The 20,062-nt window shown below is 67.8% G+C and carries 19 protein-coding genes and 1 other RNA gene; 9 read left to right on the forward strand and 11 right to left on the reverse strand.

The features are described from left to right. Positions 1-58 precede the first annotated feature (58 nt). Positions 59-3,901 (forward strand): multifunctional oxoglutarate decarboxylase/oxoglutarate dehydrogenase thiamine pyrophosphate-binding subunit/dihydrolipoyllysine-residue succinyltransferase subunit, encoded by a 3,843-nt coding sequence (locus tag ABIB15_RS06095; protein ID WP_354476108.1) that lies wholly within the window; start codon positions 59-61, stop codon positions 3,899-3,901. Between the two features lie 64 nt (positions 3,902-3,965). Here the strand turns inward: ABIB15_RS06095 and ABIB15_RS06100 are convergent, their stop codons facing one another. The 3 genes from ABIB15_RS06100 to ABIB15_RS06110 all read right to left on the reverse strand — a co-directional run bounded on the left by ABIB15_RS06100 (position 3,966) and on the right by ABIB15_RS06110 (position 5,214). Beyond that, positions 3,966-4,094, reverse strand: coding sequence for a hypothetical protein (locus ABIB15_RS06100; protein ID WP_354476109.1), 129 nt, complete (start codon positions 4,092-4,094; stop codon positions 3,966-3,968). A gap of 218 nt (positions 4,095-4,312) precedes the next feature. Then, entirely contained in the window at positions 4,313-4,552 is a 240-nt protein-coding gene (locus tag ABIB15_RS06105) for a zf-HC2 domain-containing protein (protein WP_354476110.1), read from the reverse strand. Continuing rightward, positions 4,549-5,214, reverse strand: coding sequence for a sigma-70 family RNA polymerase sigma factor (locus ABIB15_RS06110; RefSeq protein ID WP_502908917.1), 666 nt, complete (start codon positions 5,212-5,214; stop codon positions 4,549-4,551). Before ABIB15_RS06110 ends, ABIB15_RS06105 begins: the two co-directional genes overlap by 4 nt. Before the next feature lie 163 nt (positions 5,215-5,377). On the opposite strand from ABIB15_RS06110, the gene aroA reads away from it, so the two are divergent. The 3 genes from aroA to ABIB15_RS06125 all read left to right on the forward strand — a co-directional run bounded on the left by aroA (position 5,378) and on the right by ABIB15_RS06125 (position 8,688). After that, a complete protein-coding gene (gene aroA / locus ABIB15_RS06115; RefSeq protein WP_354476112.1) occupies positions 5,378-6,784 on the forward strand; it encodes a 3-phosphoshikimate 1-carboxyvinyltransferase in 1,407 nt (468 codons plus the stop codon). Between the two features lie 2 nt (positions 6,785-6,786). Beyond that, entirely contained in the window at positions 6,787-7,812 is a 1,026-nt protein-coding gene (gene rsgA / locus ABIB15_RS06120; RefSeq protein WP_354476113.1) for a ribosome small subunit-dependent GTPase A, read from the forward strand. 120 nt (positions 7,813-7,932) lie between these two features. After that, positions 7,933-8,688 (forward strand): inositol monophosphatase family protein, encoded by a 756-nt coding sequence (locus ABIB15_RS06125; RefSeq protein WP_502908918.1) that lies wholly within the window; start codon positions 7,933-7,935, stop codon positions 8,686-8,688. Here ABIB15_RS06125 and ABIB15_RS06130 read toward each other — a convergent pair. The 4 genes from ABIB15_RS06130 to ABIB15_RS06145 form a co-directional block, all read right to left on the reverse strand. Next, positions 8,685-10,190 carry an MFS transporter gene (locus tag ABIB15_RS06130; protein WP_354476115.1) on the reverse strand — a complete coding sequence of 502 codons (1,506 nt, stop codon included), beginning with the start codon at positions 10,188-10,190 and terminating at the stop codon, positions 8,685-8,687. The two genes, ABIB15_RS06125 and ABIB15_RS06130, sit on opposite strands and share 4 nt — an antisense overlap. Before the next feature lie 66 nt (positions 10,191-10,256). Further along, complete coding sequence (locus ABIB15_RS06135; protein ID WP_354476116.1) at positions 10,257-11,114, reverse strand: universal stress protein; 858 nt, start codon at positions 11,112-11,114, stop codon at positions 10,257-10,259. Between the two features lie 94 nt (positions 11,115-11,208). After that, complete coding sequence (locus tag ABIB15_RS06140; protein ID WP_354476117.1) at positions 11,209-11,871, reverse strand: response regulator; 663 nt, start codon at positions 11,869-11,871, stop codon at positions 11,209-11,211. Continuing rightward, positions 11,868-13,580, reverse strand: coding sequence for a GAF domain-containing sensor histidine kinase (locus ABIB15_RS06145; RefSeq protein ID WP_354476118.1), 1,713 nt, complete (start codon positions 13,578-13,580; stop codon positions 11,868-11,870). Before ABIB15_RS06145 ends, ABIB15_RS06140 begins: the two co-directional genes overlap by 4 nt. A gap of 308 nt (positions 13,581-13,888) precedes the next feature. Between ABIB15_RS06145 and ABIB15_RS06150 the strand changes: the two genes are divergently transcribed. Both ABIB15_RS06150 and ABIB15_RS06155 read left to right on the forward strand, forming a co-directional pair. After that, on the forward strand, positions 13,889-14,818 hold the full coding sequence (locus ABIB15_RS06150) for a universal stress protein (protein ID WP_354476119.1): 930 nt from the start codon (positions 13,889-13,891) through the stop codon (positions 14,816-14,818). Further along, on the forward strand, positions 14,751-15,314 hold the full coding sequence (locus tag ABIB15_RS06155) for a flavodoxin family protein (protein ID WP_354476120.1): 564 nt from the start codon (positions 14,751-14,753) through the stop codon (positions 15,312-15,314). Before ABIB15_RS06150 ends, ABIB15_RS06155 begins: the two co-directional genes overlap by 68 nt. A gap of 16 nt (positions 15,315-15,330) precedes the next feature. On the opposite strand, the gene ssrA is transcribed toward ABIB15_RS06155, so the two are convergent. Beyond that, positions 15,331-15,706, reverse strand: a transfer-messenger RNA (tmRNA) gene (ssrA, locus tag ABIB15_RS06160). Positions 15,707-15,863: 157 nt separating this feature from the next. Between ssrA and ABIB15_RS06165 the strand changes: the two genes are divergently transcribed. Beyond that, positions 15,864-16,538, forward strand: coding sequence for an SIMPL domain-containing protein (locus ABIB15_RS06165; protein ID WP_354476121.1), 675 nt, complete (start codon positions 15,864-15,866; stop codon positions 16,536-16,538). A 24-nt stretch (positions 16,539-16,562) separates the two neighbouring features. On the opposite strand, the gene smpB is transcribed toward ABIB15_RS06165, so the two are convergent. The 3 genes from smpB to ftsE all read right to left on the reverse strand — a co-directional run bounded on the left by smpB (position 16,563) and on the right by ftsE (position 18,740). Continuing rightward, positions 16,563-17,039, reverse strand: a complete 477-nt coding sequence (gene smpB, locus ABIB15_RS06170) for an SsrA-binding protein SmpB (protein WP_354476122.1) — start codon at positions 17,037-17,039, stop codon at positions 16,563-16,565. A gap of 70 nt (positions 17,040-17,109) precedes the next feature. Then, a complete protein-coding gene (ftsX, locus tag ABIB15_RS06175; RefSeq protein ID WP_354476123.1) occupies positions 17,110-18,027 on the reverse strand; it encodes a permease-like cell division protein FtsX in 918 nt (305 codons plus the stop codon). Continuing rightward, on the reverse strand, positions 18,024-18,740 hold the full coding sequence (ftsE, locus tag ABIB15_RS06180) for a cell division ATP-binding protein FtsE (protein WP_354476124.1): 717 nt from the start codon (positions 18,738-18,740) through the stop codon (positions 18,024-18,026). Before ftsE ends, ftsX begins: the two co-directional genes overlap by 4 nt. Positions 18,741-18,994: 254 nt before the next feature. Between ftsE and ABIB15_RS06185 the strand changes: the two genes are divergently transcribed. Then, entirely contained in the window at positions 18,995-19,933 is a 939-nt protein-coding gene (locus ABIB15_RS06185) for a trypsin-like serine peptidase (RefSeq protein WP_354476125.1), read from the forward strand. After that, positions 19,914-20,054 carry a hypothetical protein gene (locus ABIB15_RS06190; protein WP_354476126.1) on the forward strand — a complete coding sequence of 47 codons (141 nt, stop codon included), beginning with the start codon at positions 19,914-19,916 and terminating at the stop codon, positions 20,052-20,054. Before ABIB15_RS06185 ends, ABIB15_RS06190 begins: the two co-directional genes overlap by 20 nt. Positions 20,055-20,062: the final 8 nt, after the last annotated feature.

Here is a 20,062-nt window from a genome sequence, read left to right on the forward strand (position 1 = left end):
GGCAGTACGCCAACAGCGACAAACCATGCAGAGACTCAAGGAAAGTGGGCGGTCGGCCGTGTCTAGCCAAGTAACCGGACTCGTGCCAGAGGATTCCTCCTCAGGCGAATTCGGGGCCAACGAATGGCTCGTGGATGAGATGTACGAGAGGTACATCGCAGACAAGAACTCGGTTGACGAATCGTGGTGGCCGATTCTGGAGAGCTACCACCGCACCGAGGTGACCACCCCTGCCCACACCGGCGCCGCCGAAACCGCCGGAGCCGAGCCGTCGGTAGAGAAGGTCGAGGCGGCCGTGGCCGAGCCGACCCAGGAGCCTCAGATTCCCGAGGAGGTGCTGCCGGCAGCGGCAGCCGAAGCGCCCGCGGATGCCGCGCAGCAGGCGGCGCCCGCCGCACCGGCAAGCGGCAGCCAGCCGGTCGCCCGGACCACGTCGGTCGTGGCGAAGAGCCAGCCGATCCCGGCGGATGCCCCCCGGTCGACCCAGCCCGGCCCGAAGGCCGAGGTCGCCACACCGGTCGAAGACCAAAACGTCGTTCAGACTCTGCGCGGCATGGCCAAGAGCCTCGCGACGAACATGGACGCGAGCCTGAGCGTGCCGACGGCGACGAGCGTGCGGACGATCCCCGCGAAGCTCATGATCGACAACCGCATCGTCATCAACAACCACCTCAAGCGCGCCCGCGGCGGCAAGGTGTCGTTCACCCACATCATTGGCTGGGCGATCATTCAGGTGATCAAGGAATTCCCGAGCCAGAACGTCTTCTATGACGAGGTCGACGACAAGCCCTCGCTCGTCTCCCCCGCGCACATCAACCTCGGCCTCGCCATCGACATGCCCAAGCCCGACGGCACTCGCGCCCTGCTCGTTCCCGGCATCAAGAAGACCGAGGCGATGGGGTTCGCGGACTTCGTTGCCGAGTACGAGGCCATCGTGCGTAGGGCACGCGACAACAAGCTCACCGCCGGCGACTTCGCCGGAACCACCATCTCACTCACGAACCCGGGCGGCATCGGCACCGAGCACTCCGTCCCGCGGCTCATGCGCGGGCAGGGGTGCATCGTCGGCGCGGGCGCCCTCGAGTACCCGGCCGAGTTCCAGGGCATGTCGCAGACCACCCTCGCCGAGCTCGGTATCGGCAAGACCATCACCCTCACCTCGACCTACGACCACCGCGTCATCCAGGGCGCCGGCTCGGGCGAGTTCCTCAAGAAGGTACACGAGCTGCTCATCGGGCAGCGCGGATTCTACGAGGGCATCTTCGCCGCCCTCCGCATCCCGTACGAGCCGATCCACTGGGCCGCCGACATCCACGTCGACCTCGCCGACGCCGTCAACAAGACCGCCCGCGTGCAGGAACTCATCAACTCCTACCGGGTGCGCGGCCACCTCATGGCCGACATCGACCCGCTCGAGTACCAGCAGCGCTCGCACCCCGATCTCGACGTCACGAGCCACGGCCTGACCTTCTGGGATCTCGACCGTGAGTTCGTCACGGGAGGCTTCGGCGGGCGCCGCTCGGCGCTCCTGCGCGAGATCCTCGGCGTGCTGCGCGACTCGTACTGCCGCACGATCGGCGTCGAGTACATGCACATCCAGGATCCTGTGCAGCGCAAGTGGATGCAGGATCACCTCGAGAAGCCGTACTCGAAGCCGACCCACGACGCGCAGATGCGCGTGCTGGGCAAGCTCAACGAGGCGGAGGCCTTCGAGACTTTCTTGCAGACGAAGTATGTCGGCCAGAAGCGCTTCAGCCTCGAGGGCGGCGAGTCGACGATCGCGCTGCTCGATGCGCTCCTGCAGGGCGCCGCCGAATCGCACCTCGACGAGGTTGCGATCGGCATGGCCCACCGCGGCCGCCTCAACGTTCTCACCAACATCGCCGGCAAGACATACGGCCAGATCTTCCGCGAGTTCGAGGGAACCCAGGACCCGCGCACCGTGCAGGGATCCGGCGACGTGAAATACCACCTCGGAACCGAGGGAACCTTCACGGGCGCGACCGGGGACCAGATCCCCGTCTACCTCGCCGCGAACCCCTCCCACCTCGAGGCCGTCGACGGCGTGCTCGAGGGAATCGTGCGCGCCAAGCAGGACCGCAAGCCCGTCGGCACCTTCAACGTGCTGCCGGTCATGATCCACGGCGACGCGGCGATGGCCGGGCAGGGAATCGTCGTCGAGATCCTGCAGATGTCGCAGCTGCGCGGCTATCGCACGGGCGGCACGATCCACCTCGTCGTCAACAACCAGGTCGGCTTCACGACGCCTCCGGGAGAGGGCAGAACGTCGATCTACTCGACGGATGTCGCCAAGACGATCCAGGCTCCAATCCTGCACGTGAACGGCGACGACCCCGAGGCGGTTGTGCGCGTCGCTCAGCTCGCGTTCGCGTACCGCCAGGAGTTCCACCGAGATGTCGTGATCGACCTGGTCTGCTACCGACGCCGCGGCCACAACGAGGGCGACGACCCCTCGATGACCCAGCCGCTGATGTACAACCTGATCGAGGCGAAGCGCTCGGTCAGGAGCCTCTACTCCGACGCTCTCGTCGGGCGTGGCGACATCACCCAGGAGGAGTACGCCGGCGCGCACGCCGACTTCCAGGACCGCCTCGAACGGGCCTTCGCCGAGACCCACGCGGCGCAGACCGCGTCGATGCCCATCATCGTGCAGGACCCGCACGGGATCTCCGACCTCGAGCGGCCAGACTCCCAGCAGGATGACACGACCGGCGAGCCGGCGACCACGGGGGTGTCCGACTCGGTCATCAGCCTGATCGGCGACGCCTTCGACAACCCGCCCACCGACTTCACGGTGCATCCGAAGCTGCAGGCCCTGCTGCGCAAACGCGTCGACATGAGCCGCAACGGATCCATCGACTGGGCGTTCGGCGAGCTCCTGTCGCTCGGATCACTGCTGCTCGAGGGGACCCCCGTGCGCATGGCCGGCCAGGACACTCGGCGCGGAACGTTCGTGCAGCGCCACGCGGTACTGCACGATCGGGAGAACGGCCAGGAGTGGCTGCCGCTCGCGAACCTGAGCGACAACCAGGCCCGGTTCTGGATCTACGACTCGCTGCTCAGCGAGTACGCGGCCCTCGGATTCGAATACGGCTACTCGGTCGAGCGCGCCGACGCACTGGTGCTGTGGGAGGCGCAGTTCGGCGACTTCAGCAACGGAGCGCAGACCGTCATCGACGAGTTCATCTCGAGCGCCGAGCAGAAGTGGGGCCAGCGCTCGAGCGTGGTCATGCTGCTGCCGCACGGCTACGAGGGGCAGGGGCCGGACCACTCCTCCGCCCGCATCGAGCGTTACCTGCAGTTGTGCGCCGAAAACAACATGACCGTCGCGAGGCCGTCGACGCCGGCGTCGTACTTCCACCTGCTGCGACGCCAGGCCTACGCGAGGCCGCGTCGTCCGCTCATCGTGTTCACCCCGAAGGCGATGCTGCGCCTGCGCGGCGCGACGAGCTCGGTCGAGGATTTCACCTCGGGCAAGTTCGAGCCGGTGCTGGATGACGCGCGCGTCGCCGACAAGGCGGCCGTGACGCGCGTCGTGCTGCACGCGGGGAAGATCCACTACGACCTCGCGACCGAGGTCGACAAGCGCGGCCTGACCGACGTCGCCCTCGTGCGCCTTGAGCAGTACTACCCGCTGCCGCTCCGCCAGCTGCACGCCGTGCTCGAGGAGTACCCGAATGCCAAGCTCGTCTGGGCACAGGAGGAGCCGGAGAACCAGGGTGCCTGGCCGTTCATCTCCCTCGAGCTCGCACCGGAGCTTCGCGGGCGGACGATCACCGTCGCCTCACGCCTGGCCGCGGCGTCGCCAGCGACGGGCTCGACCAAGCGCAGCGCGCAGGAGCAGGTGGACCTCATCGAGCGCGCACTCATGAGCGACTGAGCTGACGCCCGACTGACCGACGGCGACGGCCCGGTCCCTGTGCGGGGGCCGGGCCGTCGCACACTCAGGCCAGGTCCGCGAGCACCTGGCCGATCGCGAATCGGGCGTCGGCGGACAAATCGGGATTGCTGTCGGCGTAGTACGCGACGGCCGGGATCGCTTTGCACAACACCCTCGCCCGTCCCGCGCCCACGTCGCTTCGTCGCACGCGACCGCGTCGCGGAATCCCGACGGGACAAAGCCGGCAGTAGCCACCATGCCACGATCAGGACGTGGGAGACATCGCCGACTCCCGCGGTCCCCCAATCGATGATCGCCGTCAGCCGGTCTCCCGCGACAGGGCCCCGAACGCGGCAGCGAGCGAACCGGCGAGCCCATCGACATCCAGCGTTTCGCCGTCGCGGGCGGGGGTCAGTGCGCCTGCATCTCGCGGATGCGGGCGAGCACCTGGTCGCGCAGGTCCTCCGGCGCGATCTCCTGGCAGGCGCGCTGCACGGCCTGGGTCAGGACGAGGCCGACCCGGCGCTCGCCGTCGCAGTCCCCGCAGTTGGCGAGGTGCTCGGCGATGTCGGTCGCGTCGTCGGTCAGCAACTCGTTGTGCAGGTATTCCTCGAGTTCGGCCTTGGCCTTCTCGCAGCCACAGTCGGTCATTTGTTTTGTCCCTTCACAGAAACACTCAGGCCGCGTTCGTTCGCGTATCCGGAGAGGAGGCCGCGGAGGAGCCGTCTGCCTCGGTGCAGCCGGCTCATCACGGTTCCGACGGGGGTCTTCATGATGTCGGCGATCTCCTGATAGGAGAAGCCTTCGACGTCGGCGAAGTACACCGCAAGACGGAAGTCTTCCGGAATCGCCTGGAGCGCATCCTTCACCGCACTGTCGGGCAGGTGGTCGATGGCCTCGACCTCCGCAGACCGGGTGGCACGCCCCTGGGTCACCGACTCGGCACCACCGATCTGCCAGTCCTCGAGGTCGTCGATGGTGCCCTGGTAGGGGTCGCGCTGCTTCTTGCGGTAGGTGTTGATGAATGTGTTGGTGAGGATCCGGTAGAGCCACGCCTTGAGGTTGGTGCCCTGCTGGAACTGCCCGAACGCGGCGAAGGCCTTCACGAAGGTCTCCTGCACGAGATCGGCGGCGTCGGACGGATTGCGCGTCATCCGCAGCGCCGCGCCGTACAGCTGATCCATGAACGGGATGGCTTGCTCCTCGAACAGGTCGCGCACATCGGGCACGGCAACCTCGGCCTCGGCGGCGGGTGTCTCGTTCGCGGGGTTGTCAGGCGCGGAGGCCAACTGGTTTTCACTCGGCGTGTTCATCGCGGTCGAGTCTAGTTTGCGGCAGCGTGCGCCGCCCTTCGGCGTTCCGGGGGCGGCAACGCGGTGCACCCGTCGTTCGGGTGCAATGCTGATGCCCGCTGCGGTGCTGATGCTCACGCGTGACCTCCGGTTCGTGGGGCGAATCCTCGATAGCCTGTAACCGATGCAGGTATTCAACTATTCCGGGCCCGAGTTCAGCCCCTACGACGACGCGCGCGAGACATCCGACCATGAGCCCGGCCCCTGGGCCGCTCCGGTCGCCTCCGGCGCGCTCTCGGCGACCGTGCGTCTACCCGGCTCGAAGTCGCTCACCAACCGGGAGCTCGTGCTCTCGGCCCTCGCCGACTCCCCGTCCACTCTGCGTGCTCCCCTGCGCTCACGCGACTCCGCCCTCATGATCGAGGCCCTTCGCTCGCTCGGCACCCGCATCGACGAGCTCAGCGCAGGCGAGTACGGCCCCGACCTCCGGATCATGCCCGGCGAACTCGCGGGCGGCACCTCCATTGACTGCGGGCTGGCCGGCACCGTCATGCGCTTCCTCCCGCCCGTCGCCGCGCTCGCGCTCGGACCGGTTGCCTTCGACGGCGACGAGGGCGCCCGCCGCCGACCGATGCGCACGACGATCGAGTCGCTTCGCGCGCTCGGCGTGGATGTGTCGGACGATGGCCGCAGCGCCCTGCCGTTCAGCCTCTACGGCACCGGTGCCGTGGCCGGCGGCGAACTCGAGATCGACGCGTCCGCCTCGAGCCAGTTCGTGTCGGGCCTGCTGCTTGCCGCGCCGCGCTTCACGGACGGCTTGAGCCTGCGCCACGTCGGCGACTCGCTGCCGAGCATGCCGCACATCGAGATGACTATCCAGACCCTCCGCGCCAGGGGCGTGACGGTGCACACCCCCTCCCCCGGCCACTGGGTCGTCGAGCCGGGCCCCATCGCCGGGCTCGAGATCGCGATCGAACCCGACCTCTCCAACGCCGCGCCCTTCCTCGCCTCGGCGATCGTCGCGGGCGGCACCGTCACAATCACCGGGTGGCCCGCCACGACGACGCAGGTCGGCGCGCACCTCGAGGCAATCCTGCCGCTCTGGGGTGCGACGGTGTCGATGTCTGAGGGCGGGCTCGTCATCGACGGCGGTGCGGGAGTCGTCGGTGGAGTGCGCCTTCCCGGCATCGACCTCGACCTCAGCGAAGGTGGCGAGCTCGCGCCCGCGCTCGTCGCGCTCGCCGCGCTCGCCCACGGGCCCAGCCGGATCACGGGCATCGGGCACCTCCGCGGGCACGAGACCGATCGCCTCGCGGCGCTCGCCGCCAATATCAACGCGCTCGGCGGCGCCGTCACCGAGCTCGACGACGGACTAGCGATCGAGCCGCGAAGGCTTGTCGGCGGGCCGTGGAAAGCGTGGGACGATCACCGGATGGCGCATGCCGGCGCGGTCATCGGACTGGCCGTCGACGGCATCCGCATCGACGACATCGGTTCGACAGCGAAGACCATGCCCGAGTTCCCCGAACTGTGGCAGCGTACCGTCGGCGCCGCAACCTCGTCCCGCATCGATCCGCTGAACCTCTTCTGACGATGAGCTGGCTGAGCGAGGACGACGACGAGGACGACGACAAGTACGCCGACTACGAGGCGAAGTCGCGGCCGAACCCCAAGGGCAACCGGGCGCGAACCAAGATCCGTCCGGAGCACAAGGACGCCGTCACCGGGCGGGTGCTCACGGTCGACCGTGGCCGCTACCTCGTGCTCGTCGGCGAGGGCACCCCTGAGGAGCACGAGGCGATCGCGTCGCGGGCGAGTGAACTGCGCAAGCAGCCCGTCGTCACGGGAGACCGCGTCGACCTCGTCGGCGACACGAGCGGGATCGACGGCAGCCTCTCCCGCATCGTGAGGATCCAGGAGCGGAAGACCCTCTTGCGGCGCAGTGCCGACGACAGCGACGAGGTCGAACGCATCATCGTCGCCAACGCCGACCAGATGCTCATCGTCGTGTCCGCCGCCAATCCCGAGCCGAGGCCTCGGCTCGTCGACCGCTACCTCGTCGCGGCCTTCGACGCCGGAATCACGCCGATCCTGTGCATCACGAAGACCGACCTCGCCGACCCCACCGAGTTTCTGAAGAACTTCGTCGGGCTCGACATCATCGTCGTGCAGAGCGCCGAGGACAAGTGGCCGATCGAGACGCTCCGTGCGCTGCTCAGCGCACACTCGACTGTCGCTGTCGGCCATTCCGGCGTCGGCAAGTCGACCCTGGTCAACGCCCTCGTCCCCGACGCGAAGCGGGCCATCGGTCGCGTCAACACTGTCACGGGCCGCGGCCGCCACACCTCGTCGTCGACGATCTCGCTGCGGGTCGGCGACGGCTGGATCATCGACACCCCGGGGGTGCGCAGCTTCGGGCTGGGGCATGTGAACCCCGACAGCATCCTGCGGTCGTTCACCGACCTTGCCGAGATCGCCCTCGAGTGCCCCCGCGGCTGCACCCACCTGCCCGGCTCCCCTGACTGCGCGATGATCGAGCAGATCGAGGCCGGTCGGCTCGGCGACATCGGCCGGTACCGCCTCGACTCGCTGCAGCGACTGCTGTCGACGCTTGCCTGACCCCGACGGCGCCCCGCCGACACCACCTCGTCGGGACGGCTCGCACCGCTGCCCTAACCTTGTGACGTGACCGACTACACACTCCAGTCCGACCTTCAGCTCGCTCGCCAGCTGGCGGACATGGCCGACTCCATCTCGATCGAACGGTTTCGCGCCAACGACCTTCTCGTGACTATGAAGCCTGACATGACCCATGTGACGGATGCCGACAAGGCGGTCGAGGCCGCGATCCGCGGCGGGCTCGCCGACTCCCGCCCTAACGACGCGATCCTCGGCGAGGAGTTCGGCAGCGAGACCGGCACCGACGAGGGCGCCCGGCGCCAGTGGATCATCGACCCGATCGACGGTACCGCCAACTATGTGCGCGGAATTCCGGTGTGGGCCACCCTGATCTCGCTCGCGATCGACGACGTGCCGGTGCTCGGCGTGGTGAGCGCCCCGGCGCTCGGCCAACGCTGGTGGGCGGCCCACGGCCAGGGCGCCTGGACGAGCGAGCGAGCCTCGGAGAACGAGCACCGCGAACGGCGCATCTTCGTCTCCGGCGTCACCGAGCTCGCCGACGCGTCGCTGAGCTACAACAGCCTCAAGGGGTGGGACGACTACGGCAAACTGGATCGCCTCGTCGAGCTCTCCCGCGAGGTGTGGCGCACGCGCGCCTACGGCGACATGTGGTCGTACATGATGGTCGCGGAGGGCATGATCGACATCGCGGGCGAGTTCGACCTCAAGCCGTGGGACATGGCGGCCATCGCCCCCATCGTCGAGGAGGCGGGCGGCGCGTTCACTTCGGCGAGCGGCATTCCCGGCCCGTGGCACGGGTCCGCGATCGCAACCAACGGCCACCTACACGATGCCGTGCTGCGCCTGCTGAACTAGGCGGCAGCCGACCCGAGCTCGGATGCGTCGGCCCGCGCGGCGCTCGTCGCGGCCATGCGCCGCGAGCGCAGGTCGAGGAGCGCGAAGGTGAGTGCGACGACCACGAGACCGAGCGACACGAGCGCGCCATTGCGGAAGCCGTCGTGGTAGATCGCGAGCGAGCTGGCCTGGCCCTCCTCGCGGTAGAGCGTCGCGAAGAATGTCGACGACCCGGCCGCGACGCCGATCGCCGTTCCGACCCGCTGGCCGACCTGGCTCATCGAGCCGGCGACGCCCGCCATCGCGACCGGCACCTGGGCGAGTGTGAGGGTCTGGTTGGGCGAGATCACGAAACCTCCGCCGGCACCCGCGACCGTCATCGCCGCCGCCATGTACCAGGGCGACAGGTCGGGCGGCAGCAGGATCGCGGCGCAGATCACCAGCGCGAAGCCCACGACCACGCTCATCAGGCCTGCCACGACCAGCAGGCGACCGTAGCGGTCGACGAGACGACCGCCGAGCCACGACGTGAACGCCGCGGCGAGGGCGAAGGTGATGCCGACCATGCCTGCGAAGACCGGCTCGATGCCCAGGCCCTGTTGCAAGTAGAGGGTCGCGATGAGGAACAGTGCCGGAAGAGCGCCGAAGTACGCGGTCGCCACGAGAAGCCCGTTGCGGTACGAGCTCTCCCGGAACAGCGAGAACTGCACCACGGGCGACTTGCCGAGCCGTCGATAGCGGCGCTCCCAGGCGATGAACCCTGCCGTCGCCGCCGCGAAGGAGACGAGCCAGAGCCAGCGCAGCGGGTTGTCGCCCGGGCCGCCGGTGGTCAGCACGAACGGGAGCATGAGGCTGAACGTCGCCGCCCCGAGCAGCAGGATGCCGATGAGGTCGAGTTCTGTCCGGGCCCCGCGCTTCTTCGCCGTCGCGGGCAGCAGCCTGATCGCGAATGCGAGGGCGAGGATCCCGAGTGGCACGTTCATCCAGAACAGCAGCCGCCAGCCATCCGTCGGTCCGCCGATGGCGATGAGCAAACCGCCGAGGGTCGGGCCGATTGCGGTGGACACGCCGATGGTGGCCCCGAAGATGCCGAACACGCGCCCGCGCTCCTTGCCGACGAACAGCTGCTGGAGCAGCCCGAGCACTTGCGGCATCTGGATCCCCGCGGCGATCCCCTGAAGGGTGCGCGCGACGAGCAGCGAGGTGATGTCGGGCGCGATCGCGCAGAGCACGCTCGCGATGGTGAATGTGCTCAGCCCGATGATGAACATGAGCTTGCGGGAATGGATGTCGCCCAGCCGGCCTGCCGGGACGAGCGCGAGCCCGAAGGCGAGCGCGTAACCGGCGACGATCAGCTGCAGCTCGCTCGACGCCGCACCGAGCGACTCCTCTATCGACGGCAGCCCGACGTTCACCTTCGACAGGTCGAGGATTGTAAGGCTGGCCACGGCGACGCAGACAGCGAAGATCTGCCAGCGGACGCGGTCGGTCGGAGGCGCGGTGGAATAGCGTGAATCAGACATGGGAATAACCCCAGTTATATACCGCGTTCCGGGGCGTTGGCTGGCTGCCGTCTCTCCCCGCCGGGCTCAGTCTCCGGCGTCCTGCCGCACCACGATCGTCGGCGACACGATGTTGAGCACGACGGTGTGACTCACCGAGCCGAGCAGGAACCGGGAGACTCCACTGAGCCCGTGGTTGCCGACGACGAGCAGACCCGCCTCCTTCGCCGCATCCAACAGCGCCCACGCCGGCGTGCCGTGCACGAGCTGAGGATCGATGGTCAGATCGGGGTAGCGCACGGCGACCGTGAGCAGCGAGTCCTCGAGGAGTTCGCGGTGCGATTGTTCGAGGGACGACAGAAACTCGTCCTCCGGTGCATAGGCATCCTGCCAGGCGAGAGGCTCCTGCCACGCATGGACGGCCCGGAGCACGCCGCCCGCGTGGGCCGCCTCGGCCGACGCGAACTGCACCGCCGCGATGGACCCCACCGACCCGTCCACCCCGACGACCACATCGGCAGACGCGCCGAGGTCGCCCTCCGGGATGATCGCGACGGGTCCCTTCGCCTTCGTGGCGAGTCTCGTCCCGACGGACCAGGCATAGCGGAGCCGGGAGCCGCTGCGCTTGCGGGTGCCGACGACGATCATCGACGTCGACTCGGTGAACCGGGCGAGCTCGGTGCTCGGGTCGCCCTGCAGGAGTTCGCTGCCGATCGTGAGCCCCGGATGCCGGCGCCGCACATCCTCGAGCTGGGAGGCGAGGGCATCCCGCGCCGCATCGATCGTGCGTTCGGTCACGAGGTAGTCCCCGGACATGATCGTGTCATCAACGATCCGCACGAGCACGATGCTCCCGCGACGGAAGGCCTCCCTGCCCAGAGCCCACTCGAGGGCGGCGTTGGACTTCGCGGAGCCGTCGACGCCCACTATCGTTCTCTCGATCATCGCTCTTCCGCCCTCTGCTCGCGGGCTCGACTCGCGTCGCGCACCGTCACCCCACGGTGCCGAAGAGTTGCGAACCGCTCAAGTGCCGAAGGTCCTACCCGTGCCGTGGCGGGTGCGGGGCGCGGGTCTCGAGCTGCACGGCGACGGCCTGGGTGCGCCGCTGCAGGCCGAGCTTGCTCAGCATGCTCGAGACGTAGTTCTTCACGGTCTTCTCCGCGAGCGAGAGCCGCTCTCCGATCTGCCGGTTGGTGAGCCCGTCCGCAATGAGGGCGAGCACCTCTCGCTCACGCTCGCTGAGCGTCGCGAGCCGTGGATCCTCGTTGCCCTCATCCCGCATCCGGTCGACCACCCTGCGCTTGAGCGACGGGTCCATGAGGGTGTGGCCGGCGGCGACCTTGCGCACCGATTCGATGAGCCCGCCGCCGCGGATGTCCTTGATGATGTAGCCGGATGCCCCTGCCATCACCGCGGCGTAGATCGCCTCGTCGTCGTCGTAGGCGGTGAGCATGATGCACCGGATGCCGGGATCGGCCGAGAGCAGATCCCGGCACACGTCAATTCCGCTGCCATCCGGGAGCCGCACATCAAGGAGTGCGACGTCTGGCTGAATCGCGCCGACCCTCGACCGCGCTTGGGCCGCGGTCGCTGCCTCGCCGACGACCTCGATGTCCGGCTCCGCCGACAGCAGGTCCCCGACACCGCGGCGCACGATCTCGTGGTCGTCGACCAGAAACACCCGAATCGTCTCGCCATTCATGCGGTGACCTCCTTGTCGGCCCCGAAGGGCGCGCTCCACGAGGCGACGGTGTGCCCCTCGTCCGAATCGATCGTGAAGCTTCCCCCACGCCCGGCCGCGCGCTCGTGCAGGTTAGCGAGCCCGCTGCGGTGCTGTGGCTCCGTCATACCGACTCCGTCGTCGGTGACCTCGACCCGGACGACGCCGTCGGAGACCTGAACGGCGACGGTGACGTGCTTGGCGTCCGCGTGCCGCGCGACATTGCTCAGCGCCTCGCGGACGACCGCTACGACGTCTTCAGCGAGCGAACCGGTGATGACGAGGTCGACCGGGCCGGAGAAGCTCAGCCGCGGCATCTCCACCAGTCCGACGGACACCTCGTTGGCGACGTCGATGAGGCGATGCCTGATCGTGTCAGCCCGATGCCCCCGGGTACCGGACAACGCGAATATGGCGGTGCGGATCTGCGAGATCGATTTGTCGAGGTTCGAGACGGCGGTGTCGATGCGTTCCGCACTCACCCCGGGGGGCAGGGTGCCGACGACGCTCTGCAGCTCGAGCCCGGTCGCGAAGAGCTGCTGGATGACGTGGTCGTGGAGATCCCGCGCAATGCGGCTGCGGTCCTCGAGGATCATGATCAGCTGCCGGTCCGCCCTCGCCGTCGCAAGCTCCATCGCGACACTCGCCTGCCCGGCGAAGTCCGCTGCCATCCCGAGGTCCGCCTCCGAGAAGGAATGGGCGCCGAGTTGGCGGGTGACCGTCAGCACCCCGAGCGCACGCCCGGAGGCGAGGAGCGGCACTGCCATCGTTGGACCGAACCGATAGTTCTCGTGCACGACCGAGACGGTCTCATCGCCCTCCTCGACCAGTCGCGGCTGGCGACCGTCCATCACCCGCCCGGCGATGGAGCCCGCAACGGGCACGCGCGCACCCTCCCAGCGCTCGGCATCCTGTCCTCGCGCCGTGCCGACAATGAGGTGCGCGGGGTCGGAGGTCGGCACCATCACACACACCAGGGCGGCCCCGGACAGGGTCAGCACGCGGGTCGCCAGGAGTGCGATCGAGTCGCCGGATTCGTCCGACAGCAGCGCGGAGGTGATCTCCGCCGAGGCAGCCGCCCACGCCTGCCGACGCTTGGTCTCGGCGAACAGTCGCGCGTTGTCGATCGCGAACCCGGCGGTCGCGGCCAGGGCGACGACGAGCTCCTCATCCTCGGGTGTGAATACCGCCCCGGTGCGGTTCGTGAGGTAGAGGTTGCCGTACACCTCGTCGCGCACGCGCACCGGCACCCCGAGGAAGCTGTCCATGGGCGGATGCCCGGGCGGGAAACCAACTGACCGCGGGTCGCCGTTGATGTGGTGGAGGCGTATCGGGTGCGGGTCGTCGATGAGGGCGCCGAGCAACCCGCGCCCCTCCGGGAGGTGACCGATCCGCTCGACGGTCTCCGGCGGCATACCGGTGTGGATGAATTGCTCCAACCCGCCGTGCGGGGCGATGACGCCGAGCGCGCCGTATTTGGCGCCGACCAGCTCGACGGCCACCTCGACGATGCGTTGCAGCACGATCGGAAGCTCGAGTTGCTGCACGACGAGCTGATTGGCACGCAGCAGCGCGCGAAGCCGACCCTGCGTCGTCAGCACGTCGTTGGCGAGTTCGACGAGCTCGCCCAGCACGCGGTCGAGGCCGTCGCGAGGGGCATCGGGGAAGCTCAGGAAACCGTCCTGCTCCATCACACCCCTCCAGCCGGTTCGGGTGGTCCCGAACGCACGCGCGAGGTCCGGCCCCTCAGAGCCTGAGCCTATTCGGTTCTGCGGAGCGGGGACAGCCCAGGGCGGTCGGCGCAAGGGTGTGCTATCAACCTCGATAACCGCCGATCCGGCTGGGTTTCCGGCATGCAGCCCACTCAGCGTCCCGTCGGGACTTGGGGGCACCCCAGACGGGCGGATGCCCGCGTCCCGCGCGCAAGTGAGGACTTTGGTGCCTGTCGGACCTTGCGCGGCGGTGCCACTGTGGTGACACGGGTCGGACGGAGATACGCATGGGCACCATCGTGGTCGGGGTGGATGGGTCGACGCCCAGCCGCCGCGCCGTCGAGTGGGGCGTGCGGCGCGCCGCCTCCACCGGGTCCGACGTTCTCCTCGTGCATGTCATGGACGATGACCCGAATGCGATCCGGTCGATTGGGGGCGGCCGGTCCGACGCGTGGCGCTTCGTCGAGCGCGAGATCGAGCACGCCGGTTCCCTCGAACCCGGAGTCGCCGTGCGCGGCGAGGTGCGGGTGGGCAGCCCGATGCGCGAGTTGTCGGCCGCGTCGGCCGGAGCCGAACTCGTCGTGGTGGGAACCCACAAGACCGGCTTCGTGCACGGCAAGGTGTTCGGCTCGCGAAGCCTGCAGCTCGCGGGAGGTTCGAGCGTGCCCGTCGCGGTCATTCCGGAATCCCCCATGAACACGCGGCACGGAATCGTCGCGGGAGTCGACGAGTCTCCCGCCTCCGCCGCCGCGATCGGATTCGCGGCCGCCGAGGCGCGCCACACGAGGCAGCCGCTCACCCTCGTACGTGCATGGGGCTGGGCCGAGGGCATCCGAAACGAGCACAACGCGCGGCAGCGGTGCCACGACGAGCGGTCCGACGCGGTCGCCGAAGAGCTTCTCGCGACGGCGGCCCTCACCGCGGGCGACGACACGGTCGCGTACCGTCGCGTGATGCACCGGCCGCCCGCCGAGGCACTCACCGCCGCCGCCGCATCCGCCGCGCTGCTCGTGCTCGGAAGCTCCCGCCGGTCCGGGCCGGAGCGGATGATGCTGGGTTCGGTCAGCCATGACGTGCTCATCAACATCGCCGGGCCCACGATCATCGTGCACGCCGACGACCAGCCAGCACCACTCGAGAGGAACCGACGTGAAGACAGTGATCGTGTACGAGTCGATGTTCGGCAATACCCGCAGGATCGCGGGCGCAATCGCTGAGGGAATGGGCCAGGGGGCGAGCGTTGAGGTCGTCGGGGTCAACAGTGAGAAAATGGACGCGGTCGGCGACGCCGACCTCGTGATCATCGGGGCTCCGACGCACGCGCACAGCCTGAGCACCACGTCATCGAGAAAAGAGGCCGAGGAGTGGGCCGCCGACCCCGAGCGGAACCTGGAGCTCGACCCGCAGGCACGCGGGCGCGGGGTGCGGGAGTGGCTGGACTCCCAGCCGCCGCTTCCCCACCTCTACGCGGCGTTCGACACCAGGGCAGACATGATCCGCCTGTTCACCGGGGCGGCGTCGACGCCGATCGCGCGCATGCTCGGCAGGCGGCGCATGGAGGCGATCGTTCCCGCCGAGAGCTTCGCCGTCTCGATGCACAACGAACTCGCCCGCGGGGAGGAGGATCGCGCGCGCGAGTGGGGGCAGCGCATTGCGGAGGTCGTGGCGGATCGCCATATCGGCCGTGAGAACACGGGCGCTGAGACTCATTAGCGCGTGACTGCTCCGTTGGTGGAGATGGGGGGAATTGAACCCCCGTCCACTGCTGTGTTTCTGTGCCTTCTACGGGTGTATCCAGTGAAATCGTTCTACTCGGCTCCGGAATTTGCCACTGGCACCTAATCCGACAAGCCCAGCCTTGGTTTAAGTCTCCCGGCGCCCCAAGGCGGAACGACGGAACAAGCTCTCTAAGATTGCGCCGGTGACCGGGTAGAGAGCATTCCCGGACCGACGGACTTCTTTAGTGCGCTCGCTTATGCAGCGAGGGCGAAGTCAGTGCGCTTTGAATTGGCACTTATATTTTGCAGAGATCGTTAACGAGATAACCCTGCATCCTCGACCCGCTTCTCACAGTTGCTCAGGCAATGTCGAAACCGATCATCCCCAAGGTGGTTACAGTCACGCGCTATTGAGTTGTCAATCGTGCCGCACCAAAAACGGTGCAGCCCTCTATCCTAAGCCCCACTCGCCGAGTTCGCCAGCGTTCAGGAAGGTGAGAGGATGCTGGAGCAACACCGGCAACCCAGGAAGGGTCGACCACCTATGAGCGAGACCGTCATCACCGTGCAGGGCCGATTCTCTGCCTACTACCCGCCGGAGCGGGCGACGCTGTTCCTGGGTGTGCACCTCGAGGGCAGCAACCGCGACGGAGTCTTCTCAGCCACGAACGAGTCGGCCGACCTCGTCCGCGGCCGCATCACCGGCGCCCACGACCGCGCCAGCGGGCCGATCACCTGGTTCTCAAGCGACAACGTGCAGATCTGGACAGAGAAGCCGTGGAACGCGAACGGCCTGCAGCTCGACCCCGTGTTCCACGCCCAGATCAGTTTCACCGTGAAGTTCAGCGACTTCGTGCATCTCGCCCGCTTCGTCGAAGACGTCGTGCCGATACCCGGCGTCACGGTCGACCACATCGAGTGGATCCTCACCGAGACCAGTCGCCTCGGCGCTCTGGTCGAGGTGCGCTCGCGCGCGGTCAAGGACTCCGTCGCGAAGGCGACCGTCTACGCGCAGAGCATCGGCTTGGGCACGGTGCGGGCGATCGCCCTCGCCGACGAGGGGATGCTGAGCGACCTCTCGCCACGTGCCGGTCAGGGTGCCTCAGCGACCAGCCTTCGCCTGGGCACCGCCCCCGGATCGGCCGGCCCCGAGCTCTCGCTCAAGCCGGAGGATATCGAGATCGCGGCCGTCATCGACGCGAGGTTCCTCGCGACCTGATCGTCCCGCCCCACCGTCCTGCTGTCAGTCGCCGAGATGGCGGCGCGCGCCCATCGCACGATCGGCCTCGCGCTTGTCCTGGCGTTCGCGCAGCGTCTGGCGCTTGTCGTACTCGCGCTTGCCCTTGGCGACGGCGATTTCGACCTTGGCCCGACCATCGCTGAAGTAGATCGAGAGCGGCACGATCGTGTACCCGCCCTCTTTGATCTTGTTGTGGATCTTCACGATCTGGGCCTTGTGCAGCAGGAGCTTGCGCTTGCGCCGCGGCGGATGGTTGTTCCAGGTGCCCTCGTTGTACTCCGGGATGTGCACGGCATCCAGCCACGCCTCCCCGTACTCGACGAAGGCGTAGCCGTCGACGAGCGACGCCCGCCCGGCGCGCAGCGACTTCACCTCGGTGCCCGTGAGCACGAGCCCCGCCTCATAGGTGTCTTCGATCGTGTAGTCGTGGCGGGCCTTGCGATTGCTCGCCACTACCTTCTGGCCGCGCTCCCTGGGCACAATTGCCTCCGTTGTCGTGGTTCGGCTTCGCCCGAACAGCCCACCAGTCTAGCTGTCGAACCTTCGGCAATCAGACCTTGAGGTAACGGTTGATCGCGACTCCCGCGGATGCCGCCGCGAGCACGACACCCAGCGCGATCAGCACCGGCGCGACGATGAGAGCGTCGGTCATGCCGACCACGGCTGTGGTGGTCTCGAGCGTCGACCCCAGATAGCCCTGCACGAAGTACCGCACGATCGCGAGCACCGCGCCCGCCGCGAGGAGGGATCCGACCAGCGCCGCGATCACCCCCTCGAGGATGAACGGGGTCTGGATGAAGCGGTTGGAGGCGCCCACGAGGCGCATGATGCCGAGCTCGCGCCGCCGGGAGAAGGCAGAGAGCCGAATCGTCGTGGCGATGAGCAGCACGGCCGCGATGAGCATGAGCCCGGCGATGCTGATCGCGGTGAAGCTTGCGGCGTTGAGCGCCGAAAAGATCGGGTCGAGGTATTTGCGCTGGTCCTTGACCTCCTCTACCCCGGCGAGGGTCGAGAGGCTCTCGACAAGGGCATCCGACTGGGTCGGGTCCTTCAGGTTCACCCAGTACGCCTCATTGAGGAACTCGGGGGTGACGAAGTCGGCGAACTCGCTGTCGGAGAACTGCTCCTGGTACCGCTGGTAGGCCTGCTCGCGGCTCTCGAACTCGTAGCGGTCGATGAGCGAGGCAAGCGACGGCGACGCTAGCTGGGCCTCGACGAGCGCCTTCTGCTCGTCCGTCGCCTCGGCGAGGCCGCAATTGCCGTTCTCGGACGACGCGGTGCAGAAGTACACCGCGACCTGCGCCCGATCGTACCAGTACCCCTTCATCTGGCCGATCTGGGACTGAAGCAGGATCGCAGCACCGACGAATGTCAGCGAGATGAAGGTGACGAGGATCACCGAGATGACCATCGAGACGTTGCGCCGGAGGCCGTTTCCGACCTCCGACATGACGAGGCCGAATCTCATTCCGGGAACCCCCTGGTGACGGTGATCCCCTGCGTCTGATAGCCGCCCTCGCGCTCGTCGCGCACAACCTGCCCACTCACGAGCTCGATCACGCGACGCTGCATCTGGTCGACGATGCCGGCCTCGTGGGTTGCCATGATCACGGTGGTGCCGCTCGTCGAGATTCGCTCGAGCAGGGTCATGATGCCCGCGCTCGTCGACGGGTCGAGGTTTCCCGTCGGCTCGTCGGCGAGCAGGATCGCCGGACGGTTGACGATGGCCCTCGCGATTGCAACGCGCTGCTGCTCTCCACCGGAGAGCTCGTGCGGAAGCCTCGAGGCCTTTCCGGCGAGCCCAACCATCCTGAGCACGTCAGGCACAGCCTCCTGGATGAAGCCCTTGCTCTTGCCGATCACCTGAAGCGAGAAGGCGACATTGGCGAACACCGTCTTCTGCGGGAGCAGGCGGAAGTCTTGGAAGACGACTCCGAGGTTGCGCCGGAAGTACGGCACCTTGCGACTCGTGAGCCGGCTGAGGTCTTGGCCGAGCACATGGATGCGCCCCTTGCTCGGGTTCTCCTCCTTGAGGACGAGCCGGAGGAAGCTCGACTTGCCCGAGCCGGATGCGCCAACGAGGAAGACGAACTCGCCCTTGAGAATCTCGAGTGACACCGAGTTCAGGGCGGGTCGTGCGTTCCCGGAGTAGAGCTTGGATACCTGGTCTAAGAGAATCATGACCTCCCAAGCGTAGGCACGGATGCTGGCTATCGGGTCAGCGACAGGCCAATCGCCCGGTTCAAGCTTGGGCGGCGGCCCCGCTACCAGCAAACGCACCCGCCCAACCAAATCTATCGATTCCCACAGGATTGGTCAGAGGAAGTCACAAAAACTCACGAAATCGGGGTAGACAACTTTGTATAGGCGCAGGATCAACCCATACTGCCGGCGATTCGGGCCCGGCAGATACTGCAGAAACTGGAGCGAAGTCGATGAGCAGAACCACATTCAGGTCCGGCGCCCTCGCGGCGCTGTCCATCGGAGCGCTCGTCATCACGGGTGGGCTCCTCACGGGCGGAGCCGTGGCCTCCCCGCAGGTCGACAGCTGGGTGGTGCCCCAGACCCAGCAGGCAGGCGAGTACTGGACGGCTGAACGGATGAGGGCCGCGCGTCCGGGCGATGCGCTCGTCGCCGGCAAGACGCCATCAGGCGCATCCGGCCCCGTCACAGCGGGCCGCGAACGCGCCGTGCCACAGCAGAAGGCGCGGCCAGCCAAGCCGGGGGCGGCCCAGTCGCCAGTCCCCCACATCGGCAAGGTGTTCTTCACCCTCGGCGGCAGCAACTACGTCTGCTCCGCCAACGCCGTGTCCTCGGCCAACGAGAGCACCGTGTCGACGGCGGGCCACTGCCTGAACGAGGGTCCGGGCGCCTTCGCCACGCGCTTCACCTTCGTGCCGGCCTACCAGAACGGGTCAGCGCCCTACGGCCAGTGGACCGCGATAGAGCTCCACGCGCCGACGAACTGGACCTCGGGCGGCGACATCACCTACGACACCGGGTTCGCCGTGGTCTCCTCCCCCACCGGCGTCTCGCTGAGCGACACCGTCGGCGCATCCGGTGTCGCGTTCAACGACAGCCGGGGCCTCACCTACTCGGCATTCGGCTATCCGGCGGCCGCACCGTTCACCGGTGAGACCCTGCAGTCGTGCTACGGCGTCGCGACAGACGACCCGTACGGCCAGTCGGAGTCGCAGGGCATCCCGTGCGACATGACCGGCGGATCGTCGGGCGGGCCGTGGTTCATCGGCAGCAGCTCCGCCGGCTTCCAGAACTCGCTGAACAGCTTCGGCTACGGCAATGTGAAGAACACGATGTTCGGCCCATACTGGGGCTCGGTCATCGCGAGCGTCTATGACGTCGCATCCTCGTGATCCCGACTGGGACGGCACTCCCGACCCAGCCGTGATCGCGCACCAGGTCCTGACCGGTGAGGCGGCGAAAGCCGGCGGACCCGACGACGAGAAGTCGACGACGGGCGGCCACCCCGTATAGCGGCTCCC

The organism is Marisediminicola sp. UYEF4, from assembly GCF_040546025.1.
GTDB lineage: Bacteria > Actinomycetota > Actinomycetes > Actinomycetales > Microbacteriaceae > Marisediminicola.

Excerpts from the sequence above, each read along its gene's own strand:
- ABIB15_RS06105 (WP_354476110.1), bottom strand. The coding sequence starts at position 4,552 with ATGACCGACTGTGGCTGCGAGAAGGCCAAGGCCGAACTCGAGGAATAC.
- ABIB15_RS06110 (WP_502908917.1), bottom strand. The coding sequence starts at position 5,214 with ATGAACACGCCGAGTGAAAACCAGTTGGCCTCCGCGCCTGACAACCCC.
- aroA (WP_354476112.1), top strand. The coding sequence starts at position 5,378 with ATGCAGGTATTCAACTATTCCGGGCCCGAGTTCAGCCCCTACGACGAC.
- rsgA (WP_354476113.1), top strand. The coding sequence starts at position 6,787 with ATGAGCTGGCTGAGCGAGGACGACGACGAGGACGACGACAAGTACGCC.
- ABIB15_RS06125 (WP_502908918.1), top strand. The coding sequence starts at position 7,933 with ATGGCCGACTCCATCTCGATCGAACGGTTTCGCGCCAACGACCTTCTC.
- ABIB15_RS06130 (WP_354476115.1), bottom strand. The coding sequence starts at position 10,190 with ATGTCTGATTCACGCTATTCCACCGCGCCTCCGACCGACCGCGTCCGC.
- ABIB15_RS06135 (WP_354476116.1), bottom strand. The coding sequence starts at position 11,114 with ATGATCGAGAGAACGATAGTGGGCGTCGACGGCTCCGCGAAGTCCAAC.
- ABIB15_RS06140 (WP_354476117.1), bottom strand. The coding sequence starts at position 11,871 with ATGAATGGCGAGACGATTCGGGTGTTTCTGGTCGACGACCACGAGATC.
- ABIB15_RS06145 (WP_354476118.1), bottom strand. The coding sequence starts at position 13,580 with ATGGAGCAGGACGGTTTCCTGAGCTTCCCCGATGCCCCTCGCGACGGC.
- ABIB15_RS06150 (WP_354476119.1), top strand. The coding sequence starts at position 13,889 with ATGGGCACCATCGTGGTCGGGGTGGATGGGTCGACGCCCAGCCGCCGC.
- ABIB15_RS06165 (WP_354476121.1), top strand. The coding sequence starts at position 15,864 with ATGAGCGAGACCGTCATCACCGTGCAGGGCCGATTCTCTGCCTACTAC.
- ftsX (WP_354476123.1), bottom strand. The coding sequence starts at position 18,027 with ATGAGATTCGGCCTCGTCATGTCGGAGGTCGGAAACGGCCTCCGGCGC.
- ftsE (WP_354476124.1), bottom strand. The coding sequence starts at position 18,740 with ATGATTCTCTTAGACCAGGTATCCAAGCTCTACTCCGGGAACGCACGA.
- ABIB15_RS06185 (WP_354476125.1), top strand. The coding sequence starts at position 18,995 with ATGAGCAGAACCACATTCAGGTCCGGCGCCCTCGCGGCGCTGTCCATC.
- ABIB15_RS06190 (WP_354476126.1), top strand. The coding sequence starts at position 19,914 with ATGACGTCGCATCCTCGTGATCCCGACTGGGACGGCACTCCCGACCCA.